This window comes from Niveispirillum lacus, assembly GCF_002251795.1.
In the GTDB taxonomy this organism is placed as follows: domain Bacteria; phylum Pseudomonadota; class Alphaproteobacteria; order Azospirillales; family Azospirillaceae; genus Niveispirillum; species Niveispirillum lacus.
The window spans coordinates 16,108-35,337 of the sequence record NZ_NOXU01000014.1 but is presented as its reverse complement, the minus strand read 5'-3'; the positions used below and the strand labels follow the sequence as shown (position 1 = coordinate 35,337).

Below are 19,230 nucleotides of genomic sequence, written 5' to 3'. Positions count from 1 at the left end.
GGAGCCAGGCCGAAGGCGGCATCTGGTCAGTCTTTAATACCTGGTCGTTTAATACCTGGTCGAATTCCCTGCCGCAACATGCGCGGGGACGCCACGCTCGACGCTGCGAGCTCAGGAACGCGGAGAGGCCCAGTTCATTGACTCGACTACAGCAACGCCTTCTGTTCAGAATTTTGGCTGATCCCTTCGGCAAGTCGGTCTGCACGATGGAGCTAGACGGGGATCACATGCACTTCACGCGCCGCAGCGAAGTCACGACCATCTCGCTGCTGTCGCTGGCACGCGCGCCCACCTTCCGGGAGGGAGTGCTCGGAGCCGTCCTCACAATCAGTTCGGACGAGCATGGCGATGTCACGCTGAAGGGCGCCGCCAACCTTGACGCCCGGCAGTTCTCCAAAGAGGTCAAGGAGGCATGGGTCCGATCCAGCCTCGCAGCCCTCGAGCGGGAAACGGTGTGGCTGGACAGTATCCTCGCCGGAGTGCAGGCGCTGGCAGCACCGTCCAGCTATCCCGCCGCGTGTCAGGTCGCTCCCCTCCTGGAGAAGGCTCGTGCCCTGGATGTCAAGCTGCTGTCGAAGCTGCGGGCCGAGGCCGTCGGCCCCGACGCGATGGCACGAGTTGCGCCCGCACGGGAGTTCGTGAGCGACCCGCGAACGGCACGAGCCGCAGGCATTTCTGCATTCGTCACCGCTGAACTGGAGCGGAGGAAACATTTCTTCGACACCGTCGAGAGCAGGGAGTTGACACCGGAGCAGCGCCTCTCCGTTGTCGTGGATGAGGATGCGACGCTTGTGCTCGCCGGAGCCGGGTCGGGCAAGACCAGCGTCATCGCAGCGAAAGCCATATATCTGGTAAGGGCGGGCATTCGGCAACCGGAAGAAATCCTGCTGCTGGCATTTGGCAAGAAAGCGGCCAGACAAATGTCGGAACGGGTCGAAGCCAGATCCGGGGAGCCCATAGTGGCACGCACCTTCCACGCGATTGCCAACGATATCATCGGCATCGTTGAGGGAACGAAGCCTCCGCTTGCGGCTCACGCTGACGACGAATTGGCCTACTTCAACGTGATCAGGCAGATTCTGAATGACTTGGTCCACAGGTTGCCGAACGTCTCGACGGCGGCCATCCAGTGGTTCGCGCATTTCATGGTCGAGCCAAAGACCGAATGGAACTTCAAGACCAAGCACGATTTTTACACCCACATGGAGGCACAGGACCTGCGTACCCTGCAGGGTGGGAAGGTCAAGAGTTACGAAGAGTTGCAGATCGCCAACTGGCTTTATGAGAACGGCATCGAATACGAGTACGAACCTCCCTACGAGCACAAGGTTCCTGAAACTGGCAGGCGGGACTACCAGCCAGACTTCCGGCTGAGGGAAAGCGGCATTTACATCGAGCACTTCGGGGTTCGCCGTGAGAAGACGGCTGACGGTGGCGAGCAGCTTGTCACGGCGCCGTTCGTCGACCGCGACGAATACCTCGCCAGCATGGAGTGGAAGCGCCGGGTCCACGCCGAGCACGGAACCATCCTGATCGAGACCTACAGCGGTGAAAGGCAAGACGGGCGGTTGCTGACCGGCCTCGCCGAAAAGCTGGCGCCCCATGTCACCCTGAAACCGCGACCAGCCGATACGATCTACGATCGGATCGTCGAGATGAAGCAGGTCGACGACTTCTCGACGCTGCTCGGAATTTTCCTGCGCAAGTTCAAGGAAGGTGGCTACAGCCTGCAGGATTGCAGGGACACGTCCAAGAAAAAGGGGCTGGGGAATCGGGCTAGTGCGTTCCTTGACGTCTTCGCGGCAGTCTTTGAGGAGTACCAAAGACAGCTCGACGATCGGATCGACTTCGAGGACATGGTCCTACGCGCGGCGCGGTACGTCGAGACAGGACGCTATACCAGCCCGTTCCGGCACATCCTCGTCGATGAGTTCCAGGATATCTCGCCAGGCCGTGCCCGGCTGTTGAAGGCGCTGAAGAACCAACATCCAGACGTGCGCATCTTCGCCGTTGGCGACGACTGGCAGGCGATTTACCGATTCGCCGGGTCCGACCTCCATCTAATGCGCCATTTCGGGCGCGAGTTCGGCGGCCGCTTCGATGGCGAGGCTGACATACACAGGACCGTCGATCTGGGGCGCACTTTTCGCTCCGTCGACCAGATCGCCTTCGCCGCGAGGACCTTCGTCCTGCGGAACCCGGCACAGATCCGGAAACAGGTTGTTCCAGCGGGAACCGCAACCGAACCGGCCATCAAGATCGTGACGGTGCCGAAGCATGACAGTGAGGCGAAGCTGTCTGAGGTTCTCAATGGCTTGTCAGCCACTGTGGCACCGGGAGCCGAAGCTGCAACGGCGCTGCTTCTCGGCCGGTACAGCTTCATCAAACCAGACATGTCGGCCTTGAAAGCGCGTTTTCCGCGGCTGGAGATCAGCTTTGATACCATCCACGCCTCCAAGGGTAGCGAAGCCGACCATGTGATCGTGCTGAATGCCAACAGCGGGCGCTTTGGCTTCCCATCGGAAATCGTCGACGACTCCCTTTTGTCAATGGTTTCCCCGGAGGAAGAGGCATTCCCGAACGCCGAGGAACGCAGAGTGATGTACGTAGCAATGACCCGGGCCCGCCATACCCTGACGATCCTCGCCTCGAACGCGCGGCCGTCGTCCTTCGTGACCGAACTCCGTGAAGACCCCGCCTACGGCATCGTGTCAGAACCCGGCGGGAAACAGGAAGACTGCGTGTGTGGCGAGTGCGGAGGGCGGCTGCTCGGCGTCGCAGGGCGGAATGGCCACATCCGGTATCGCTGCGAACACGACCAGCACTGCGGAAACTCGCTGCCTGCATGTCCGGCCTGCCAAACCGCTTTGCCACACCGCACTGATGGAACATCCGAGGTTAGATGTGAATGCGGTGCCTGTTTTCCAGCCTGTCCAGAGTGCAAAGATGGCTGGCTGGTCGAACGCAATGGAAGCCATGGCAACTTCCTCAGCTGCGCCCGATTCCCAGCATGTTTCGGGAAGCCGAAGGCACCGAGAGGCACGCAGTTCTCCACCCCAAGGACGCGCCGCCGAAATCGATTCTGACGCCGAGGCTACATCTTTGAAATCAGTCCCTGGGCGGGTGCCGGCGCAGCCATAGGGACGTGTGGGGGCCCTTCGCGGCAGGCCAATGCCGAGATGGTTCGACAACGCTGCTGACCAGCCGTCATCGCCCAGAGATGCAATGCAGATCGAGTGCCTTCGGACGACCGTCGCCTTCCGCTCCATTTCTCAGTCGGTAACGGCCCTCACATACAGGTAATCAACCTCATTCCCCGCACCTGGGAAGGCCGCCACCTCCCGATACCCGCCGATGCCCTTCCACCGCATGGTGAAGGCGTTGGAGAAGTCCGGTTTCCTTGCCGCCAGCCCGAGGGCAGCGATGGCATCCTGGTCAAAGCGGACGCCCGGCGCGTAGACGGTGATCCAGTCCGCCTTCCCGTCGATGAAGACGATCTCGACCTTGCCGCCTTGGAAGACGCACTTGGGGACCTTCCCGACCTTGGACGGCGAGACCGTCCCGCAGGAGTCCGCCTTCCCCAGGACCTTCTCCACGGCGGGCTTCGGCTTTCCCGCGACTTGGGCCAGGTCCAGCCCCGAAGCGTTCGCGGCACCGGCGAAGAGAATCGCCGGCAAGGCCGTGAAGATGAGGACGCGCAAGATGATATTCCTTCTCATTGAAGACTGATCAGGACTAACAGCTTATGCTATTAAAGTGTAGGTCTTCCCGATTTTCCGCCCGCCGTCGGCCACGGGCCTCGCCAGAAAAGAAGATGATGCATGCGATGGTCATAGCCGGCCTCTTAACAACGGCGACGGCGTCTTCGGTGCGTGGGGCCGAGACCGGAGTTCCCACCAACATTCGATAAACTGACGTCCAAGGCGCCATCCGGGCACCTTGCCATGGAGTATGATCAATGAAGAGAGTCGACAGCAAACTCCGTCCCGGCTTCCTGATTCCGATCATGATCCTGGAATCGGCCGGGTGCCTCGTGGGGGCCTGGGCAGTCCCGGTAATGGAGGCGAAGTTGCTTTTCTTTTTCAACGAGCAGGTTCGCTTGGTAGACGTGCTGCGCATGCTGGTCAACGACGGCGACTACATGGTCGCGGGCATCCTGCTGCTCTTCGCCCTCGTGGTCCCGCTTTGCAAGCTAGCCCTCATGCTGGCGTACTGGGCGTGGCTCCGTCTGGGGTTGCGGCTGTCGGCCGCCGCGCTGAAACCACTGGACGCGATCGGCCGCTGGGCGATGCTGGACATCTTCGTCGCTGCCATCGTGGTGGCGGGGATGAAGCTGGACAAGTACCCCGCCCGGATGACGACCGGTACGGCCGTCACGTTGCTTGTCGCCGCGTTCCTGCTGAGCATGGCGGCGAGCTGGCTGTTGAAGCGGGCCTGCCGGAGGGGTGCGGAGGGCGGGACGCCGGCGGCGCCGATAGCCGCCGCAGCGACGTAGGGGAAGCACTGGCGGTGGGATTGGAAACCATGTTCGGGAACTACCAGCCCCGGGTCGCTGCCGCCAACGTTCCTGCCGGGACGCGGCTATACCGCGGGGCATGGCGGGCAAACCCCTGCCTCGCCCTGGATGATATCCAAGAACCGAGATTCTTCAGCCGGAGCAGGGAAACCGCCATGCAGTATGCACGGTGGGTTCCGACACCGGCACCATCCGGCGCCCCGTACTTGATCTCCGCGGAGGTATCGCATGAAATCGCCGTTGCCCGTATCACAGACGTCCGGCGCCTGGTGGAGATAGGCTGGAACACTTGGCCAAATGGACTCAACCCCCAGGGCTGGCAGCGCACCCTGCTGGTACCTTTGCTTAGCCGAATGGCCGGCACGGCCTATGCTGGGTACGAATGCACGGACAACGATGAGGTGCTGCTGATGCAGCCGACTGCGGTGATGGCCAACATCGAGGTTTATGGGCTTCCCCTATGATCCATTCCCGTCGACAAATACGGACAACCTATCCAACGGGCCGTCGGGCTTCGCGCAGTTGGATGTAGGATCCTCCCTGGAAAACGGTTGCGGAGAGGCTCCACCTCGAGCGAACCGTACCCCCCAGTATGACCAGAACCGGCTGTGGGCACTGGTAGGCCGCATCCGCGGCGATCCTCCACATCGTCCGCTTGTCCGTATCGCTCGGCGCCGTCGCCCCGCCGGGGTGGAAATGCCATTCGCCAAGGTAGTGGTGGCCCGCCGCCCACCGAGCCTCGAGCAGTTCCCGCAGGCCCGCGTCCCCCCGGTGGAACCACGACCATCCCGCATGGGATCCCGGAGGCTTCGGCGTCGCCTCGACCACCTCCGCCGTCCAGCCACCATGATCGTAGCGCCCGATCAGGATCCCACCGGTTTCGCACCCGCCGGCGATGTCGGCCGCGGCGAGGACCGATGCCACTGCTCCCGATGAAAGCCACACGGCATATCCCGATCCCGCGGGATCGCGGAACTCCAACGCTTCAGGCTTCATGGCGCACGACCGCGCCGTAGGCATCCTGGATGAAATGCTCGCAAATCCGGCGCCTCTCCGTCACCGCCCGCCGGACGAACTTCGTGCCGACCGCCGCCCACAGCTGGACGTCGTCGGCGGATGCCGGGAATACGGGATGCCAGCAGCCGATGCCCTCCATCAGCCCCAGCCTATCCTCGTCGGGCCTGTCGGAGAAAGTGACGAACCTCTCGATTGCATCGACTGCAGGGAACGATGCCTGCTCGTCCGCGTAGGCGACCAGGCCCCTCGCCTGCCACGTCATGGACAGGCTGACGAAGACCTTCACCCCGTCCCAGGGGTATTCCGCCATGGCGCGCAGCACCTCGTCCTCGGCCGTGCAGTCCACGATCACGTCCCAGCCGTCCAACTTCTTTCGGTCCGCGTCCTCGGGCGGCGGGAACGCGAACCCGAAGTCGCTGACATTGGCATCCGGCATTATCCTATTCAGCCGCTTCGCCAGCGCCGTTGCCTTGTTCCACCCTGCATCCCGCATCGACAGGACATGCCGGCTGAGGTTGCCCACACCCACGCGGTCCGCGTCCACGACGCCGATCCGCGAAACGCCCATGCGAACGAGGTTCTCGGCCAAAGCACCGCCCAACGCCCCGCCGCCCAGGATGAGCATGGAACTGTCCCGAACGGCAGCCTCGGCCTCGCCTCGCCGCCGCAGCTGGTCGGGCGCCCAGTTTGCCGTCCTCTCATAGGCAAGCGGCCGCTTCTCCGCCGCCATGGCCCTGTCCCACTCCCGCCGGGCACCGGCGCGGTTGCTGAAACCACGCCTGACGTCGGCCCTCCTGGCGGTGCGCATGCCGTCAAAGGCGAGCCAGTGCATCCGTTCCGCAGGCGCACCATGGAGTTCGGACATCGGGAAGCCGACCAGCAGTGTCTGAGGCACGGGCTTCCTCGGCCGCTCGACGTGGCGCAGCTTGGCACCAGCGTCCGCCATGATGGCCGGAAGGTCGACCGATGCCCCCGAGCAGTAGGCGGCGAGTTCCTCCCAGGTCGCGGGAAAGCGCCATGGCTGTCCCACGACGAGCACCGGCATCACGATCCAGACTGCATCGACGCGGCCTGGCGCCGTGGGAATGCCAGGGCCCCACGGCACTTGCCTCAAGCTTCTTAGCTGTGGGTCCATGAAATCGACAACGACAGTCGTACCCATGGAGCCTGGAATGGCGACGACCGTGGCGAAGCCCCAGCGATGCTCGGTCCCCTTCCACCAAGGCAGGTCTTCCTTGGTTTCCCGAAAGCCCAACGCCCCAGCGACAACCGATGGCGGCGTCGGCAGCTCGATCGGGTCGCCGTCCGCTATCAGCCGATCAGCCGCCGCCGCGTCTATCCAAGAGAAAAGGCGCCCGATGTTCCATTGCACGCGATACCCGAACTCTGCGGGTTCACCGCTCCAGCCTTCCCGGCGGAAGGCCGAAACAGGACGCCCCAGGCAGGGTGAGCCTGCCCGCCATGCTGCTGCATCCTTTGGCTCCGCGTTGAAGGCTTGGTGCGGGAACTGCGCCGTGATACCCCTCGCCGCGTCGGGGTAGACATGGATGTCCGGCTTAGCGCAGCCGGCAATCACGACGAGGTGCCATTCCGACCATTCGGGCATGAACTCGCTTGCGGGTACCGACAGTCGGGCCCGGAACCGAAACGACCACGCCCCACCGCCACGGTCGACCCAGCCTTCCAGGAGCTCGAAGCGGTCGTCTTCCGGTAGGTCGGCCAGGGCCGACGCGAGCAGTTCGGGAATGGCCATGTTCTACGCGAAGCGGTCGGTCTTGGGCTGGGCCGCGACCGTAGGCGCGGTGAAGCCGCGTGCACGGTCGCCCCCCTGTGGACCGGGCAGGGAAAAACTCGTCCCGAACAACTCCTGCCAAAACCCGCCGCTTTCCTCGGCATCCTGAGAATCGAGCGCCTTGCGCGCCGTGTCGGCTGCGGCCGTCGCCGCATTGATGAAGGCGGTGAAGTCCTTCGGTTCCAGACGCTTCAGGACGTTATGCGTCGGCACGCCGTGATCTGCAAGGTACGGTACGATGCCAAGCTGCGCAGATAGGCCGAACTTGTCCCGCAGGCCCTCGAAGGCAAGCGTCACGCCTTGCGCCAAGCACCGGGTATCGTCAGGGAAGACGTGGCCGATCATGTGCTCAAGCGGATATCCCTTGGGATACTTCGGGAGTTTGTCCGCATGCTCATGGCGCCACCATTTCAACGCCCTCACCACGTTGATGTAATGTCCGTTGCACGCCCGGTTCTTGTCTGCGGTCCACTTGATCTGGGCAAGCGGGTGGGTCGGCCCCCACTTCTTGACCGCGCGGTCCGGCAACATGAGCGGATGTGGCTTCCAATCGGCGTCGGGAACCGTGTCGTCGGTTGCGGTGGAGCTGAACGCCGCCAACCCGCTCGTGTCTGGGTTCCAGCTCTTGCTCAATCTCCAGCCTGTCAAATCTTCCAGCGACTTTGTCGTCTCGACAGCCTTGGAACGGTACAACTCCTCTAACTTGGCGCGGGCGGTCGGGTCGGTTGGCAGGGCCGTCACCACCAGGTCGAGGTCGACGTAGGACAGCTCGATCCCGAACGAGCGGTCCTGCTGCTTCCATTTGCCGGGATAGTGCCTGTTCAGGAACGGCTCGAACCGCTCCATCGCGACGGCCGGCTGGTCGGCGTTGTGGTCAATTTTGGTCACGACGACGACATCGACGTCCGACCGCTTGCCGCCCGTCGGTCGCACCGCCGTCGACCGCCGGACGCTGCCCTGCAGGAAGGACGCGACTATCAAGGGCGACAGAACGGGATCCGCGTCGAGGCGCTCCCGCAGCGTGCGAGATCCCATCTTCCATTCCTCCTTGTGCCGCTCGCTCGGGCGGATGTCGCGGAGGAACTGCTCGAACTGCGGACGAAGCTCCATTTCATTGCCTCAGATGCTGAAGGTGGGCTGATAGCTGCCGTCGACGCGGCCACTGAAATCGAATTCGTAGGGAATGCAGCGTCCCATAGCCTCGGCGTGCTGCCCCAGGAGGAACGAAAAGGCGTTCGGCCCGGACACAAACACATGCACCGTTCCGCCCGGTTTCCGGACTGCCGCCACGGCAGCCGCGACGTCGGAGGCAATACTCGCTGCATGGGCGCCGCCACGGATGGCTGCCTGGCCAGGCCCGCCGTCCGGAACCACCCGCAGGATGGTCCCGACGGCAGCCAGCTTGCCGGCGACATATTCGCGAACCTGCTGGACCGCGTCCCGCGCCAGTCCCACCGATATCGCGATGTCCCGCCCCTCCCCGATCGTCTCGGCCTCGATCTGCGGCGGAGGGCCGCCGTTCCCGTCCTGCGCATCCCATATCTGCCCCGGATTGTTTATTCCCTTCTGGACGATCTCGACATCCGCGCCGGTCTTGAACCGGAGCGTTGCCCCGGCGAGGAACGCCACCGAAGCATGGGCGTCCAGGAACAGCCGCATGTCCGGCCTTTCACGCAGCATCCGCGTCAGGAACTCGACGATCGGCCTTTGAAGGTCCGGCCACCTCCCGCCTTCCCGGAGGAAGCGTCCCTCGAAATGCTCCGCCATATCCAGGCTGCATTCCGGCTGCGCCGCCCGCATGTGAGCGGGCGCTGCGCCTGGTGGAAAGGTAGCGATCGCAACGCTGCGCCGTGCAGCAGGCCTCTTCGGTAGAAACCATTTCTCCACCCTGCACCACTCCTCGAAGCCGGCACGGTCGAACTTGTTGACGTTCTTGATCAGCAGCTGCTTGGCAGCCTCGTCATAGACGAATGCTGTCTCGTCCTCAGCGCCGACCAAGCCGACGAGGCGGAAATGAAGGCTGACTTGGCTCCGCAGGTATTCGAGGGAGTGGTGCCCCTCGGTGATGTGCAGGCCGTCAAGGAGCGCGTACAGCTCGTCGTCCGAGGCCATACCGAGATGCTCGCGCCAGCATTCACGGACCTTACCCATGCGGCTGGCATCCGTCTTACCTTCTTGGAGCACCTGAAGCCGCAACGACCCGTCAACCGGCGAAATCAGCTCAGCAAGCTGGTCGCCGTCCAGCACCCTGTCCGTCGTGATCAGGTGGAACGCGGCGCCTTCCTCCGCATTCTCCTTTGCGGCCTTCAGCCGCTGGAGGATGGAAACCGATGTTGCGCCGATGAAGCCCGGCTCGGTAAGGTCCGGGAAGCCGAAACGCCCACTTCGATCCGCATGCCATTTGATCTGGTGATAGTCGACCGTGACGCGCCCCGGCCCGGACGCACGTGGACGACCGGGATCATAGCGCACTACGACGTCGTCGAACGCCTTCGGTCCGTCCGCCTCGAAGGTGACTTCGACTACCTCCGGGCGCTCCGGGTCGAGAAGGGATGCGGCGTGGATCCAGAAGAACCGGGACTGGTAGCTATCACCGTGCCATCGCGGTGCGAGTGCTTTCGACATAAGTTTCGCCCCATTGCATGACGATGTCGCCATCCGGGCACGGAGCGGCATCAACTGTCAGAGAGACAAAAGCTCCGCTTCCCGATCCGTCGTGGCGGGCCGGCTGTGGTAGCTTCGGCGATTACGCTGCGGGTCTTCGGTCCGGAGGCCGTCGGCGCGCCGACGGCCTCCACGCTCATCAGTCGGTTTCGCGGCGCACGCCCTTGAAGGGCTTGTCGTCGCTCTTCACGTCCATGATACGCCCGGTCTCGGTGTCCCGCTTCACCCAGTGCCCGTTGGGGTGCTGGAACTGCGAGCGGTCCCGAACGGCACCGTTCCGGTGCCCATCGCCCGAGGGCGGATTTGTGGCCATGCGAACCTCCAGGGGTTGGCCGACGAAACCGCGCTTGCCCACCTGGCTGCCCGGACATAAACTCCGGTCGTGACCGAGCCAAGGCCGACCTGCGCGCGGTTCCAACCGATGCAGGTCTGCGTCACGGAAGCCGGTCCGAAGGTGCAAGCTTCGGGCCGGCGTTTTCCGTAATGCATGCGCCTGTAGGATAGCCTAGGGCTTGTGCCGAGTCGAATCTCTGGTATCTACCCCATCCTTTGCTCCTATATGTGGTAGGCTATCTTTTTTACCTATCCCCCTGATTCTTCTACATATCGTGATTTCTCGTTGCGAGGTCCGGTTCCTTCGCCAATGTTCCGGATGCGTTCTCAGTGGCCACGACTCGAAGCGCACGCAAGGGAAAAACACATGCACTTGAATTCAACTTCCCAAGCCATTTTGCTGCGATGCCCGATCCATCCAGGATCACGGCCGGGTTAACTGGCCCCAGTCAAGACGACCTGAAACAGTGGTTTGTCATCATCGGCCTGAATGATCGCCGCGAAACGCATCGAAGACTTGTCCAGGGACACGGGAAGGAGCGTGCTGAGCTTGGCGAGCCGAGCGCCCCCCCTCCAGCATGTAATTTCACGGCCGCTTTTATCGTAATAGCAGCTGGATGGAGCGAGTATCCGTCCTGCTTCAGCAACCGAGTACCCAACTCACTGGAATTCCATCGGCCCATGCACTATATGACCATCTATATGGTCAGGAGCATCGAATGGATACGGTCAACCTCGCGGATGCCAAGGCCCATCTAAGTGAACTCGTGGATCGCGTCGAGGCGGGGGCCTCCATCGACATCACCCGGCGCGGCAAACCGGTCGCGCACCTGACGGCCGTGACCAAGCCGCGCAAGCCGGTCGATGCCGGCATGCTGCGTTCCCTGACGGCGACCATGCCCCCGCAGGCCCAGGATGCCGGCGACCTGGTCAGGTCGATGCGGGACGGCGACCGCTACTGATGCTCTACCTCGACACGTCCCTGATCGTCGCCGCCCTTTCCAACGAAGCTATGACGCCGCGCGTGCAGGGGTGGCTCGCGGACCAGGACCCGGCGCTGCTCGTCATCTGCGACTGGACAGTCACCGAGATGTCCTCCGCCCTGTCCATCAAGCTCCGGACCGGACAGATCGACCTGGGACAGCGCGCGGCGGCGCTGGCCATGTTCAACAGGCTGGTCTCCGAGAGCTTCACCGTCCTCCCGGTGACGGGCGGGCACTTCCGGGCTGCCGCGAAGTTCGCCGACCAGCATGCGCTCGGGCTCCGTGCCGGCGACGCCCTCCATCTCGCGACGGCCTCGGAACATGGCGCCACCGTCCATACGCTCGACCAGCGGCTGGCCGGCGCCGGTCCCCTGCTGGGCGTGCCGACGCGGTTGATGGCATGACCCAGGCCCCCGCCGACCACTCCGGGGCCGCCCATGGCCGATAACTGGACCGACGAGGAGAACGACGCAATCGTTGCGGACTATTTCGCGATGCTGGCCGACGACGTCGTGGGACGGCCCTACAACAAGGCCGACCACAACCGGCGGCTCCAGGCGCTGTCCGGCCGGCCGCGCACTTCCATCGAGTTCAAGCACAGGAACATCAGCGCGGTGCTCCAGGGCATGGGCGAGGCCTGGATGCCTGGGTACAAGCCGGCGTTCAACTACCAGGCTACCCTTGAACACGCCGTGCTGCGCTGGCTGGAACGCCATCCGGGCTGGCTCGCCCCCGCCGCGCAGGCCGGCGCGCCTTCCACGTCCACGACGCCAAGCCCCGCACGCGGCGCGATCCTGTCAATCAAGCCCCCGCCGACCCAGAGCAACGCCCCCCCGCCCAGGGAACTGGACCGGATCGCCGCCGTCGCCCGCAAGCACGACGTGGCCGGGCGCGACGCCCGCAACCGCGCGCTGGGCCGGGCCGGCGAGGAGCGGGTGCTGGCCCATGAGCACGCCGCCCTGCTTTCCGCCGGGCGGACCGACCTGGCGAACGGCATCCGCTGGGTTTCCCACCTCGACGGCGACGGGGCCGGATACGACATCCGAAGCTTCGAGCCCGACGGGCGGGACCGGCTCATCGAGGTGAAGACCACCAACGGCTGGGAACGCACGCCCTTCCACGTCACCCGCAACGAGCTGGCCGTCGCCGACGAGCGCCGGGACGCGTGGCTCCTGCTGCGCCTGTGGAACTTCGCCCGCGAGCCCCAGGCGTTCGAGCTGCGCCCGCCGCTGGAGGCGCATGTCTCCCTGGTGGCGACCAGCTTCCAGGCAAGCTTTTCGTAACGATCCAATCAAATATTTTATCGTTTCGATATCGGTATGAATTCTTTATGCAATGACGGTGGTTACAGACCCGCCGGGGGTGCCGGGAGCAGGGAAGCGCCCCCGTTTTCCAACCAGGAAATCCAGATGTCCCTGCGCCTCCACCGCGTCATCTCCGACTATGTCCGCCTCCGGATCGAACCGGCCCTCCCCCCGCGCGAAGCCATGGCGCTGCGCGACTATTTCCTCGGCTTGGCCAAAGACAGGCGCTGGCCGGCCAGGAACGGCAGCGGCTTCGACTACCAAGCGATCGCGGAGGCAACCAGTATCCCACTCGCGTCGCTGCTCAACGTCAAGGGCATCCTGAGGCCGCTTCTGGACGCCATCGTGCGCGAGCTCCCCCGCGCCGCCAGCGCCAAGCCGAAGCTGGCAGCCCGGAAGGTGTCGCGAAGGTTGGCGGCGCCCAAGGCGAAACCCGCGCGGAAGCCAAAAAAGCGATCCGCGGCGAAGAGCGACACCGCGCGACCGCAGTCCGCTGCCGAACGCGTCGCACGGAAGCTTGGCCGGCAAAGGAAGGATACCGTTTCCATCCTGGGCCCCAAGGACCCCGCCACGACGACCAAGCGGCGCGGCCCCCTGCCGGCCCCCTTCGTCGAGTTCCCGACCCCGCTTTGGGAGGACACCCGGTCGTTCGCGGACTTCCACCGGGAGCTGGACCGGCAGGCGCGGCGTCACGGCGACAACAACTCCATGCTCCAGCGGGCGCTGGCGACCGCAGGCATCGTGGTCAACGTCTTCACGGTCAGGAACTGGCGGAAAGGCATCCGGTACCCGCGTACCGTCCGCAGCATGCAGGCCCTCGCCGCCATCGAGCGTCGGTACCGCCTGCCCGCAGGGCATCTCTCGGGCCGCCTGCCCCACCCTGCCCGCGCCGTTACAGGCAACAACGTGCTGGGTCTGAGCCACGCCGAGCACAGACGGTTGGCCTGGCACCTGCCCGACGACTTCTCGACCCGGCCGGCGAAGGAGCAGGAGGAAATCCTGGCCTGGGTCCGCGAGGTCGTGATCCGCGGCTCCACAAGCTATCGGGCCTACCAGGCCGCAGCCCTGCGGACCCCCTTCGCGCTGCGGCTGCCGGAAGCCTTGGCCGTCGTCGACGCCCGCTGGAAAAGTCAGGCAGCCAGGAGGCAGGACAACCATGCCAATGACGCCGCCATGCTCGCCTCGCCGAATCTCGACCGCGAGATGGCCGATCTGGTCGCCTTCAAGATGGCCACGCTGACACCCTACGGGTACCAGCGTTCCGGCATATGGGGCCGGGAGGCGGCGTTGCAGCAGGTCGAGCACCTGGGCCTGCTGTTCGGTGCCATGGCCGCCCCGGCTGCCGGCCCGGTCGCCGGGCTCGGCGCCGACAAGGAATGCCTGTGCCTGGCCCTCCTCGCCTTCCCGCAGGCCTGGGGCTGGTACGTGGACTGGCGAGAGCGCAGGCGCGGCTTCTTCACGACCTGGGAGAGCAACGCCCTTTCCGTCGCCGCCGCGCTCGCACGGCCGGAGACGGGCTGGCTTTGGCAGAACCCGGCGCTGGGCCGACGCCTGCGCCCAATCCCGGGCTTGCTGGCCCAGCAGGATATCGACAGGGCATTGGCCGACTGGACCGGCGCCTGCCAGGCCGCCCACCGCTACGCTGTCAGCCGGGGCAAGGAGGTCAAGCGGGTGGCCAAGGTCCACCGCGACCCCTTCGAGCCGATCCTGCCGGTGCTGGAGGCCGACAGCCCGCTGACGGAATACAAGAAGATCGCCGACGAGATCATCCGACTAATGCCAAACGCCGAGCGGTACCCAGTGGCTGCGGCCGAAGCGACACGCGCCCTGTTGATGATACGCCTGGGCCTGCATCTCGGCGTTCGGCAGAAGAACCTCCGCCAGCTGTTGGCCAGGCCCAAGGGCACCCTGCCCTCCTCGGCCCGCCAGCTGAGCGACCTCCGGCGGGGCGAGCTGCGCTGGAACAGCCGCGAGGCCGGTTGGGAGGTGTTCATCCCGATGGAGGCCTTCAAGAACGCCGGCTCGTCCTATTTCCGCGGGCAGGCCTTCCACCTGCGCCTGCCGGACCTCCAGGGCCTGTACGACCTTATCGACGGCTACCTGGAACGCGACAGGCCGCTCCTGCTTGGAAACGCCGCCGATCCCGGCACCTTCTTCGTGAAGACGGCTAAGCAGACCTCGGCCAGCGCCGAATACGACCAGAACACCTTCTACGAGGCCTGGCGCCTGACCATCCAGCGCTACGGGATCTACAACCCGTACACCGGTCGTGGCGCCATCAAGGGCCTGCTGCCGCACGGGCCGCACAATGTCCGCGACGTGCTGGCCACCCACATCCTGAAGAAGACGGGCTCCTACGAGCAGGCCAGCTACGCCATCCAGGACTCGCCCGAGACCGTCCAGGAGCATTACGGGCGGTTCCTGCCGGGGGACAAGGCGGCGATGGCGGCCAGGGTGCTGAACGAGGTGTGGGAGGCGGCTTAGCGAGAGGCAGACGGCGGGGAAAAGGTGGGGGTGGGGCTGCCGGGTTCCCCTTCCCCGCACCCTCTCGGGGGCTCGGGCGCTGGAAGCGCCCTATAGGAGGCGCCAAGGCGCCTCCGGGGGAGCCGGCGCCTGCGGCGCCGGGTGTGCGATGGCGCCTTGGCGCCATCGTGGATCGAGAGGTGCACGCAAGGGGGAAATTCGGGCTGGCCGGCGGCGCCCCTCTGGGCACCGGCATTCGGGGGCAGTCGCCCTCCCCGAGGGTCCCGCCTGGAAGTGGCGATATCAAGCCGTGCCTAAGCGCCATGCGGCGAATATCCCTTCCAATCGCCGTAGAAGATGCGGTGATAATCAGCCATCTTCATGAACGAGCCAACCGAACCCCTCGCTCCAGGTGCTTTACCAGCCACCGATTTTGCTAACCATAAATGAGCATTTTCTCAATTCTATAAAGCTACACTCGCCATTGCCTTACAAAAGCACTATATTGCTCATCATGAGTGAGCAAAAATCGATATCCCTAAAGGGCCTGCTAGAAACCCTGCCGCCAGGGTCGTACGTCGACAGCCGCTGGCTGACGGCCCACGGCGTACTGCGCTCCTCGCTCGCCCAGTACGTCAAGGCCGGCTGGCTGAACCACGTGGCGCACGGCCTGTACCAACGGCCGGAGGCACCGTCGGCCGCGCCTGCGATGCCAGCTGACTGGCGCGAGGTCGTCCGCGCCTCGCAGGCCCTCATGGGCTATCCCCTGCATGTCGGGGGCATTACGGCTTTGCGTGAGAAGGGACACGCCCACGACTTGGCCTTCGGTCCGCTCCCGGTTCATCTCTACGGACCCCATGTTCCTGGCTGGCTCCGGAGGCTTCCCACCGACGAACCCCTCCTATTCCACGCGACGCGCGCCTTCGGCGCCAACCCGGTCGGCCTGTCCCCGGACAATGCAGACGACATAGAGACCGAGCGTCCACCGCCCTGGTGGAAGCGCCCCCTGCGCCTCTCCGAACCCGAACGCGCCATCCTCGAGGCGCTCGATGAGCTACCCGACGGAGAGAGCTTCACCACGCTCGACCGCGTCTTCGAAGGCTTGGCCGCGTTGCGGCCACGACGGCTCTCCGCCGTCCTGGAGGCGTGCGGTTCGGTAAAGGCGAAGCGCCTGTTCTTCGTCTTCGCCGAGCGGCACGGCCATGCCTGGCTGAAGCATGTCGACCGGGTCCGCGTTGATCTCGGCAGAGGAGACCGCAGCCTGGTCAAGGACGGCAGGCTCCACCCGACATGGCGGATCACCGTCCCTCCGGACCTCCTCATCCAGGCACGGGAAGCGCGCCATGGTAGCTGAGGCCTATTCCCGGCAGGTGCGCCTCCTCGTCCAGGCCCTGCCCTTCGTCGGCGAAGAGGCCTGCTTCGCGCTGAAGGGCGGCACGGCCATCAACCTCTTCTACCGCGACCTGCCGCGCCTGTCGGTCGACATCGACCTGACCTACCTGCCGGTGAAGGAGCGCGCCGAGAGCCTCGCCGACATCGACGCCGCGCTCGACCGTATCGCGGCCCGGATCGAAGCCGCGCTGCCGAACACGCGTGCCCATCGGGTCGCAGGCGGCGGCGACGGCGAAACCCGCGTCCTCGTGCGCCAAGCCGGCGCGGAGGTGAAGATCGAGACCTCGCCCGTCACGCGCGGCGTCGTGAACGACCCGGCGAGGCGGAGCGTCATGCGACGCGTACGGCTTCGCCGAGATGCCGATCGTCGCGTTCGAGGATCTGTTCGGCGGGAAGATCCATGCCGCCCTTGATCGGCAGCATCCCCGCGACCTCTACGACGTGAAGCTCCTCTACGAGAACGAAGGGCTGACCGACGCCCTCTTCCGCACGTTCCTCGTCTACGCAGCGAGCTCCCCGCGCCCGCTCCACGAACTGCTCATGCCGACGCCGAAGCCGCTTGGCGAGACCTACGCCAGGGAGTTCGAGGGCATGACGCGCCGGCCGGTACCGATCAGCGACCTGATCGAGGCCCGCACCCGGCTGGTCACCGACATCGGCGCCCGCCTGGACGAACGGGTCGGACGCTTCCTCCTCGGCCTCCATGATGCCGCGCCGGAGTTCGAACTGATCGGCTTGCCCCAGGCAGCGGCCCTGCCCGCCGTGCGCTGGAAGCTCGTCAACCTCGCGCGGCTCCAGCGTGAGAATCCCGCTAAACATGCCGAGCAGCGAGCGCGCCTAGCAGCTGTCCTCGGCGTGTAGCTGATGGGGAGTTCCGCCCTCCCGCCTCCAAGACAGGCTGATTGGCCGTACGCTACTTTACTAGTTATTGATTTTGCTCATTTATAATGAGCGTTTTTTGTCTTCTGCAAAGCTCCACCCGGCGAACCCGCCGTGTACCCGGGGCCTATGGAGGAAGGCGCCACCTCGTCGCCCAAGCACAAATTGACTGCGATGGCAGTCATAAAGCCGCATAATGCCTACTATGGCAGCCAATTCAGTGAACAGGGATGGCACCCCCTTCGCGGAGCTGCCGTCGGGGTTCGGGCGATTGCAAGATCAGGCCCAGGTGGAGATCGCGAAATGGTCGATACCCTTGCCCTGGTGTCGTCGCTGGCTGACGACGCGTAGGGGGCTCAGCGGCGCCGCTGCCAACCGCGAAACCGAGCCGCCGGCACACGGCAAGGCTTACCTTCCAACCACGGCGACCACAGCACCGGTCGTCAGCAGCGCCAAGCCTGCATGGGCCCAGCGGCGGCGGCCAGTCCCCGTAGCGTTCGCAGGCTGGGCGTTGGCGCCGCTGCGGGAACCGTCGGGGTTGCAATCTGCATTGTCGGTCGTGAGCGTGCTCCTTCCGTTGGAATGGTCCCGGCATCGACAGGGCGCCGGGCCCAGGGATCCCCATGGCCAGCTGGCTACCGATCCCTTCCTACGAAGAGGTTCGCCCTCCCCCCCGTCCACACACCTCTCGACCACGGCCGCGGAGCGGCCCGGCACGGAGGCGCAACGCGCCTCCTAGGTTCCGGCGCCTGCGGCACCGGGGGATGGCGCTGCGCGCCATGGGCTGTACGCAAAAAAGGGGAAAGGAGATGCGGGGGCTGGCTGCCCCGCCCGGACTGGGCGGGGCCGAGGGGTTGGCTGTCAATGGTCCGGCGGCAACAAGAAGGCTGAGGAAAGCCGACGAGTTTGGACAATGGCGCAGGTGCAGCCAGACCGTCGGACCAATGGATCGAAACCGGCAGGTCGGCGTGATGCGAAGGTCGGGGAACGGCAACAGCGCGCGGGAGCCCACACTATCTTGGAGCCGAGAGCGACGCCCAGTGATCCACGCCAAAGTCGCTTCCCATACGAAAGCAAAGCGCAAATTAGGTACCCTGATGGAGGTGCCCCGATTTTGCCCAATTCGCGTCATCGTTGCGATGCATTTGGCAGGCTTGATTGAATAGTCGATTGCGACGAACCGAAACGACTAACAGCGAGGAATCGAGATGACCATCCGCCTTTTCAACATATCGGAGAGCGATGCTCTTGCGATGTCATTGAACAAAAGCGGTGAGAAGAAACATGAACGCTATGGATTACGGCGCGAAGTCGCTTGAACACATCACCATTACTACCGGTCATTCGCGGACGTCGAGCCGCAATGAAGTCGACCCGGAGTTTTTCCCCATCCTGTCGAAGCTGATCCGGGATGCGGTGTCGGGCAAGATGCCCAAGATTCCCGGCGATTTCGGGAAGTACCACCTCTCCGCTACGGTAGAGGGCAACGCAGTCATCGCGACGGTATGGTCACTCAAGGAGGGCCGCCGCTCGCCCGTCGTGACCTTCGGCGTCGCGACCGACGCGGAATCTGGCGCCCCCCTGTGGCGCGCGCTCCACAACAATCACCATTTTCCCATCGCATCCGCAACGGATCCCGACGTCATCCCCGAGGCGCCTTGGTGCGCCGTAAGGTTTGAAATCGGCTTGGTGGAAAATCTCGACGCGACCACGTGGCTCGGCGACTTCGAGCGCTGCGTGGCTTGGGCATGGGTCCGGTCCAAGGATCCCCGTTGAGCGCAGCGGCCGGGGCGACCGGCGTAGCTCCCACCGCGCCCGGCGGTCCCCGACCGACCTGACTTATCTCCTCCCACGACACGGACTGTCCACGCGACCACCTCCCGGCCG

Annotated in this window: 17 protein-coding genes; 11 read left to right on the top strand and 6 right to left on the bottom strand. The window is 64.7% G+C overall.

Annotated features, from left to right (window positions below):
* Window positions 1-227: 227 nt before the first annotated feature.
* Window positions 228-3,086, top strand: coding sequence for a UvrD-helicase domain-containing protein (locus CHU95_RS01195; protein WP_207762332.1), 2,859 nt, complete (start codon window positions 228-230; stop codon window positions 3,084-3,086).
* A 186-nt stretch (window positions 3,087-3,272) separates the two neighbouring features.
* Here the strand turns inward: CHU95_RS01195 and CHU95_RS01190 are convergent, their stop codons facing one another.
* Window positions 3,273-3,701 (bottom strand): hypothetical protein, encoded by a 429-nt coding sequence (locus CHU95_RS01190; protein ID WP_133065369.1) that lies wholly within the window; start codon window positions 3,699-3,701, stop codon window positions 3,273-3,275.
* 257 nt (window positions 3,702-3,958) lie between these two features.
* Between CHU95_RS01190 and CHU95_RS01185 the strand changes: the two genes are divergently transcribed.
* Complete coding sequence (locus tag CHU95_RS01185; protein ID WP_094452898.1) at window positions 3,959-4,495, top strand: paraquat-inducible protein A; 537 nt, start codon at window positions 3,959-3,961, stop codon at window positions 4,493-4,495.
* Between the two features lie 176 nt (window positions 4,496-4,671).
* Window positions 4,672-4,980 (top strand): hypothetical protein, encoded by a 309-nt coding sequence (locus CHU95_RS01180; RefSeq protein WP_133065368.1) that lies wholly within the window; start codon window positions 4,672-4,674, stop codon window positions 4,978-4,980.
* A 28-nt stretch (window positions 4,981-5,008) separates the two neighbouring features.
* On the opposite strand, the gene CHU95_RS23175 is transcribed toward CHU95_RS01180, so the two are convergent.
* The 5 genes from CHU95_RS23175 to CHU95_RS22260 form a co-directional block, all read right to left on the bottom strand.
* A complete protein-coding gene (locus CHU95_RS23175) occupies window positions 5,009-5,512 on the bottom strand; it encodes a Mov34/MPN/PAD-1 family protein (RefSeq protein ID WP_165771933.1) in 504 nt (167 codons plus the stop codon).
* The gene (locus CHU95_RS01170) at window positions 5,502-7,286 is read right to left on the bottom strand and encodes a ThiF family adenylyltransferase (RefSeq protein ID WP_094452894.1); all 1,785 of its coding nucleotides are present in this window, start codon (window positions 7,284-7,286) and stop codon (window positions 5,502-5,504) included. Before CHU95_RS01170 ends, CHU95_RS23175 begins: the two co-directional genes overlap by 11 nt.
* Window positions 7,287-7,289: 3 nt before the next feature.
* The gene (locus CHU95_RS01165) at window positions 7,290-8,435 is read right to left on the bottom strand and encodes an SMODS domain-containing nucleotidyltransferase (RefSeq protein WP_094452892.1); all 1,146 of its coding nucleotides are present in this window, start codon (window positions 8,433-8,435) and stop codon (window positions 7,290-7,292) included.
* A 9-nt stretch (window positions 8,436-8,444) separates the two neighbouring features.
* Window positions 8,445-9,950 (bottom strand): SAVED domain-containing protein, encoded by a 1,506-nt coding sequence (locus tag CHU95_RS01160; RefSeq protein WP_094452890.1) that lies wholly within the window; start codon window positions 9,948-9,950, stop codon window positions 8,445-8,447.
* A gap of 178 nt (window positions 9,951-10,128) precedes the next feature.
* Window positions 10,129-10,302, bottom strand: coding sequence for a hypothetical protein (locus tag CHU95_RS22260; protein ID WP_165771932.1), 174 nt, complete (start codon window positions 10,300-10,302; stop codon window positions 10,129-10,131).
* Between the two features lie 739 nt (window positions 10,303-11,041).
* Here CHU95_RS22260 and CHU95_RS01150 point away from each other — a divergent pair.
* From CHU95_RS01150 to CHU95_RS01120, 8 genes are all read left to right on the top strand, one after another.
* Entirely contained in the window at window positions 11,042-11,284 is a 243-nt protein-coding gene (locus CHU95_RS01150) for a type II toxin-antitoxin system Phd/YefM family antitoxin (RefSeq protein WP_094452886.1), read from the top strand.
* Entirely contained in the window at window positions 11,284-11,709 is a 426-nt protein-coding gene (locus CHU95_RS01145) for a type II toxin-antitoxin system VapC family toxin (RefSeq protein ID WP_094452884.1), read from the top strand. The genes CHU95_RS01150 and CHU95_RS01145 overlap by 1 nt, the downstream gene beginning before the upstream one ends.
* Window positions 11,710-11,742: 33 nt before the next feature.
* Window positions 11,743-12,588: a protein NO VEIN domain-containing protein gene (locus CHU95_RS01140; RefSeq protein WP_094452882.1), complete on the top strand. Its 846-nt coding sequence runs from the start codon at window positions 11,743-11,745 to the stop codon at window positions 12,586-12,588.
* A 126-nt stretch (window positions 12,589-12,714) separates the two neighbouring features.
* A complete protein-coding gene (locus CHU95_RS01135) occupies window positions 12,715-15,093 on the top strand; it encodes a hypothetical protein (protein ID WP_094452880.1) in 2,379 nt (792 codons plus the stop codon).
* A gap of 493 nt (window positions 15,094-15,586) precedes the next feature.
* Window positions 15,587-16,426, top strand: a complete 840-nt coding sequence (locus CHU95_RS01130) for a type IV toxin-antitoxin system AbiEi family antitoxin domain-containing protein (protein WP_094452932.1) — start codon at window positions 15,587-15,589, stop codon at window positions 16,424-16,426.
* On the top strand, window positions 16,416-16,877 hold the full coding sequence (locus CHU95_RS23005) for a nucleotidyl transferase AbiEii/AbiGii toxin family protein (RefSeq protein ID WP_281255139.1): 462 nt from the start codon (window positions 16,416-16,418) through the stop codon (window positions 16,875-16,877). Before CHU95_RS01130 ends, CHU95_RS23005 begins: the two co-directional genes overlap by 11 nt.
* The gene (locus tag CHU95_RS23000; RefSeq protein WP_281255138.1) at window positions 16,822-17,325 is read left to right on the top strand and encodes a nucleotidyl transferase AbiEii/AbiGii toxin family protein; all 504 of its coding nucleotides are present in this window, start codon (window positions 16,822-16,824) and stop codon (window positions 17,323-17,325) included. Before CHU95_RS23005 ends, CHU95_RS23000 begins: the two co-directional genes overlap by 56 nt.
* Window positions 17,326-18,627: 1,302 nt before the next feature.
* On the top strand, window positions 18,628-19,119 hold the full coding sequence (locus CHU95_RS01120; RefSeq protein ID WP_094452878.1) for a hypothetical protein: 492 nt from the start codon (window positions 18,628-18,630) through the stop codon (window positions 19,117-19,119).
* Window positions 19,120-19,230: the final 111 nt, after the last annotated feature.

Excerpts from the sequence above, each read along its gene's own strand:
- CHU95_RS01120 (WP_094452878.1), top strand. The coding sequence starts at position 18,628 with ATGAACGCTATGGATTACGGCGCGAAGTCGCTTGAACACATCACCATT.
- CHU95_RS01150 (WP_094452886.1), top strand. The coding sequence starts at position 11,042 with ATGGATACGGTCAACCTCGCGGATGCCAAGGCCCATCTAAGTGAACTC.
- CHU95_RS01130 (WP_094452932.1), top strand. The coding sequence starts at position 15,587 with ATGAGTGAGCAAAAATCGATATCCCTAAAGGGCCTGCTAGAAACCCTG.
- CHU95_RS01170 (WP_094452894.1), bottom strand. The coding sequence starts at position 7,286 with ATGGCCATTCCCGAACTGCTCGCGTCGGCCCTGGCCGACCTACCGGAA.
- CHU95_RS01145 (WP_094452884.1), top strand. The coding sequence starts at position 11,284 with ATGCTCTACCTCGACACGTCCCTGATCGTCGCCGCCCTTTCCAACGAA.
- CHU95_RS01195 (WP_207762332.1), top strand. The coding sequence starts at position 228 with ATGCACTTCACGCGCCGCAGCGAAGTCACGACCATCTCGCTGCTGTCG.
- CHU95_RS01160 (WP_094452890.1), bottom strand. The coding sequence starts at position 9,950 with ATGTCGAAAGCACTCGCACCGCGATGGCACGGTGATAGCTACCAGTCC.
- CHU95_RS23005 (WP_281255139.1), top strand. The coding sequence starts at position 16,416 with ATGGTAGCTGAGGCCTATTCCCGGCAGGTGCGCCTCCTCGTCCAGGCC.
- CHU95_RS01180 (WP_133065368.1), top strand. The coding sequence starts at position 4,672 with ATGCAGTATGCACGGTGGGTTCCGACACCGGCACCATCCGGCGCCCCG.
- CHU95_RS22260 (WP_165771932.1), bottom strand. The coding sequence starts at position 10,302 with ATGGCCACAAATCCGCCCTCGGGCGATGGGCACCGGAACGGTGCCGTT.
- CHU95_RS01185 (WP_094452898.1), top strand. The coding sequence starts at position 3,959 with ATGAAGAGAGTCGACAGCAAACTCCGTCCCGGCTTCCTGATTCCGATC.
- CHU95_RS23175 (WP_165771933.1), bottom strand. The coding sequence starts at position 5,512 with ATGAAGCCTGAAGCGTTGGAGTTCCGCGATCCCGCGGGATCGGGATAT.
- CHU95_RS01140 (WP_094452882.1), top strand. The coding sequence starts at position 11,743 with ATGGCCGATAACTGGACCGACGAGGAGAACGACGCAATCGTTGCGGAC.
- CHU95_RS23000 (WP_281255138.1), top strand. The coding sequence starts at position 16,822 with ATGCCGATCGTCGCGTTCGAGGATCTGTTCGGCGGGAAGATCCATGCC.
- CHU95_RS01165 (WP_094452892.1), bottom strand. The coding sequence starts at position 8,435 with ATGGAGCTTCGTCCGCAGTTCGAGCAGTTCCTCCGCGACATCCGCCCG.
- CHU95_RS01135 (WP_094452880.1), top strand. The coding sequence starts at position 12,715 with ATGTCCCTGCGCCTCCACCGCGTCATCTCCGACTATGTCCGCCTCCGG.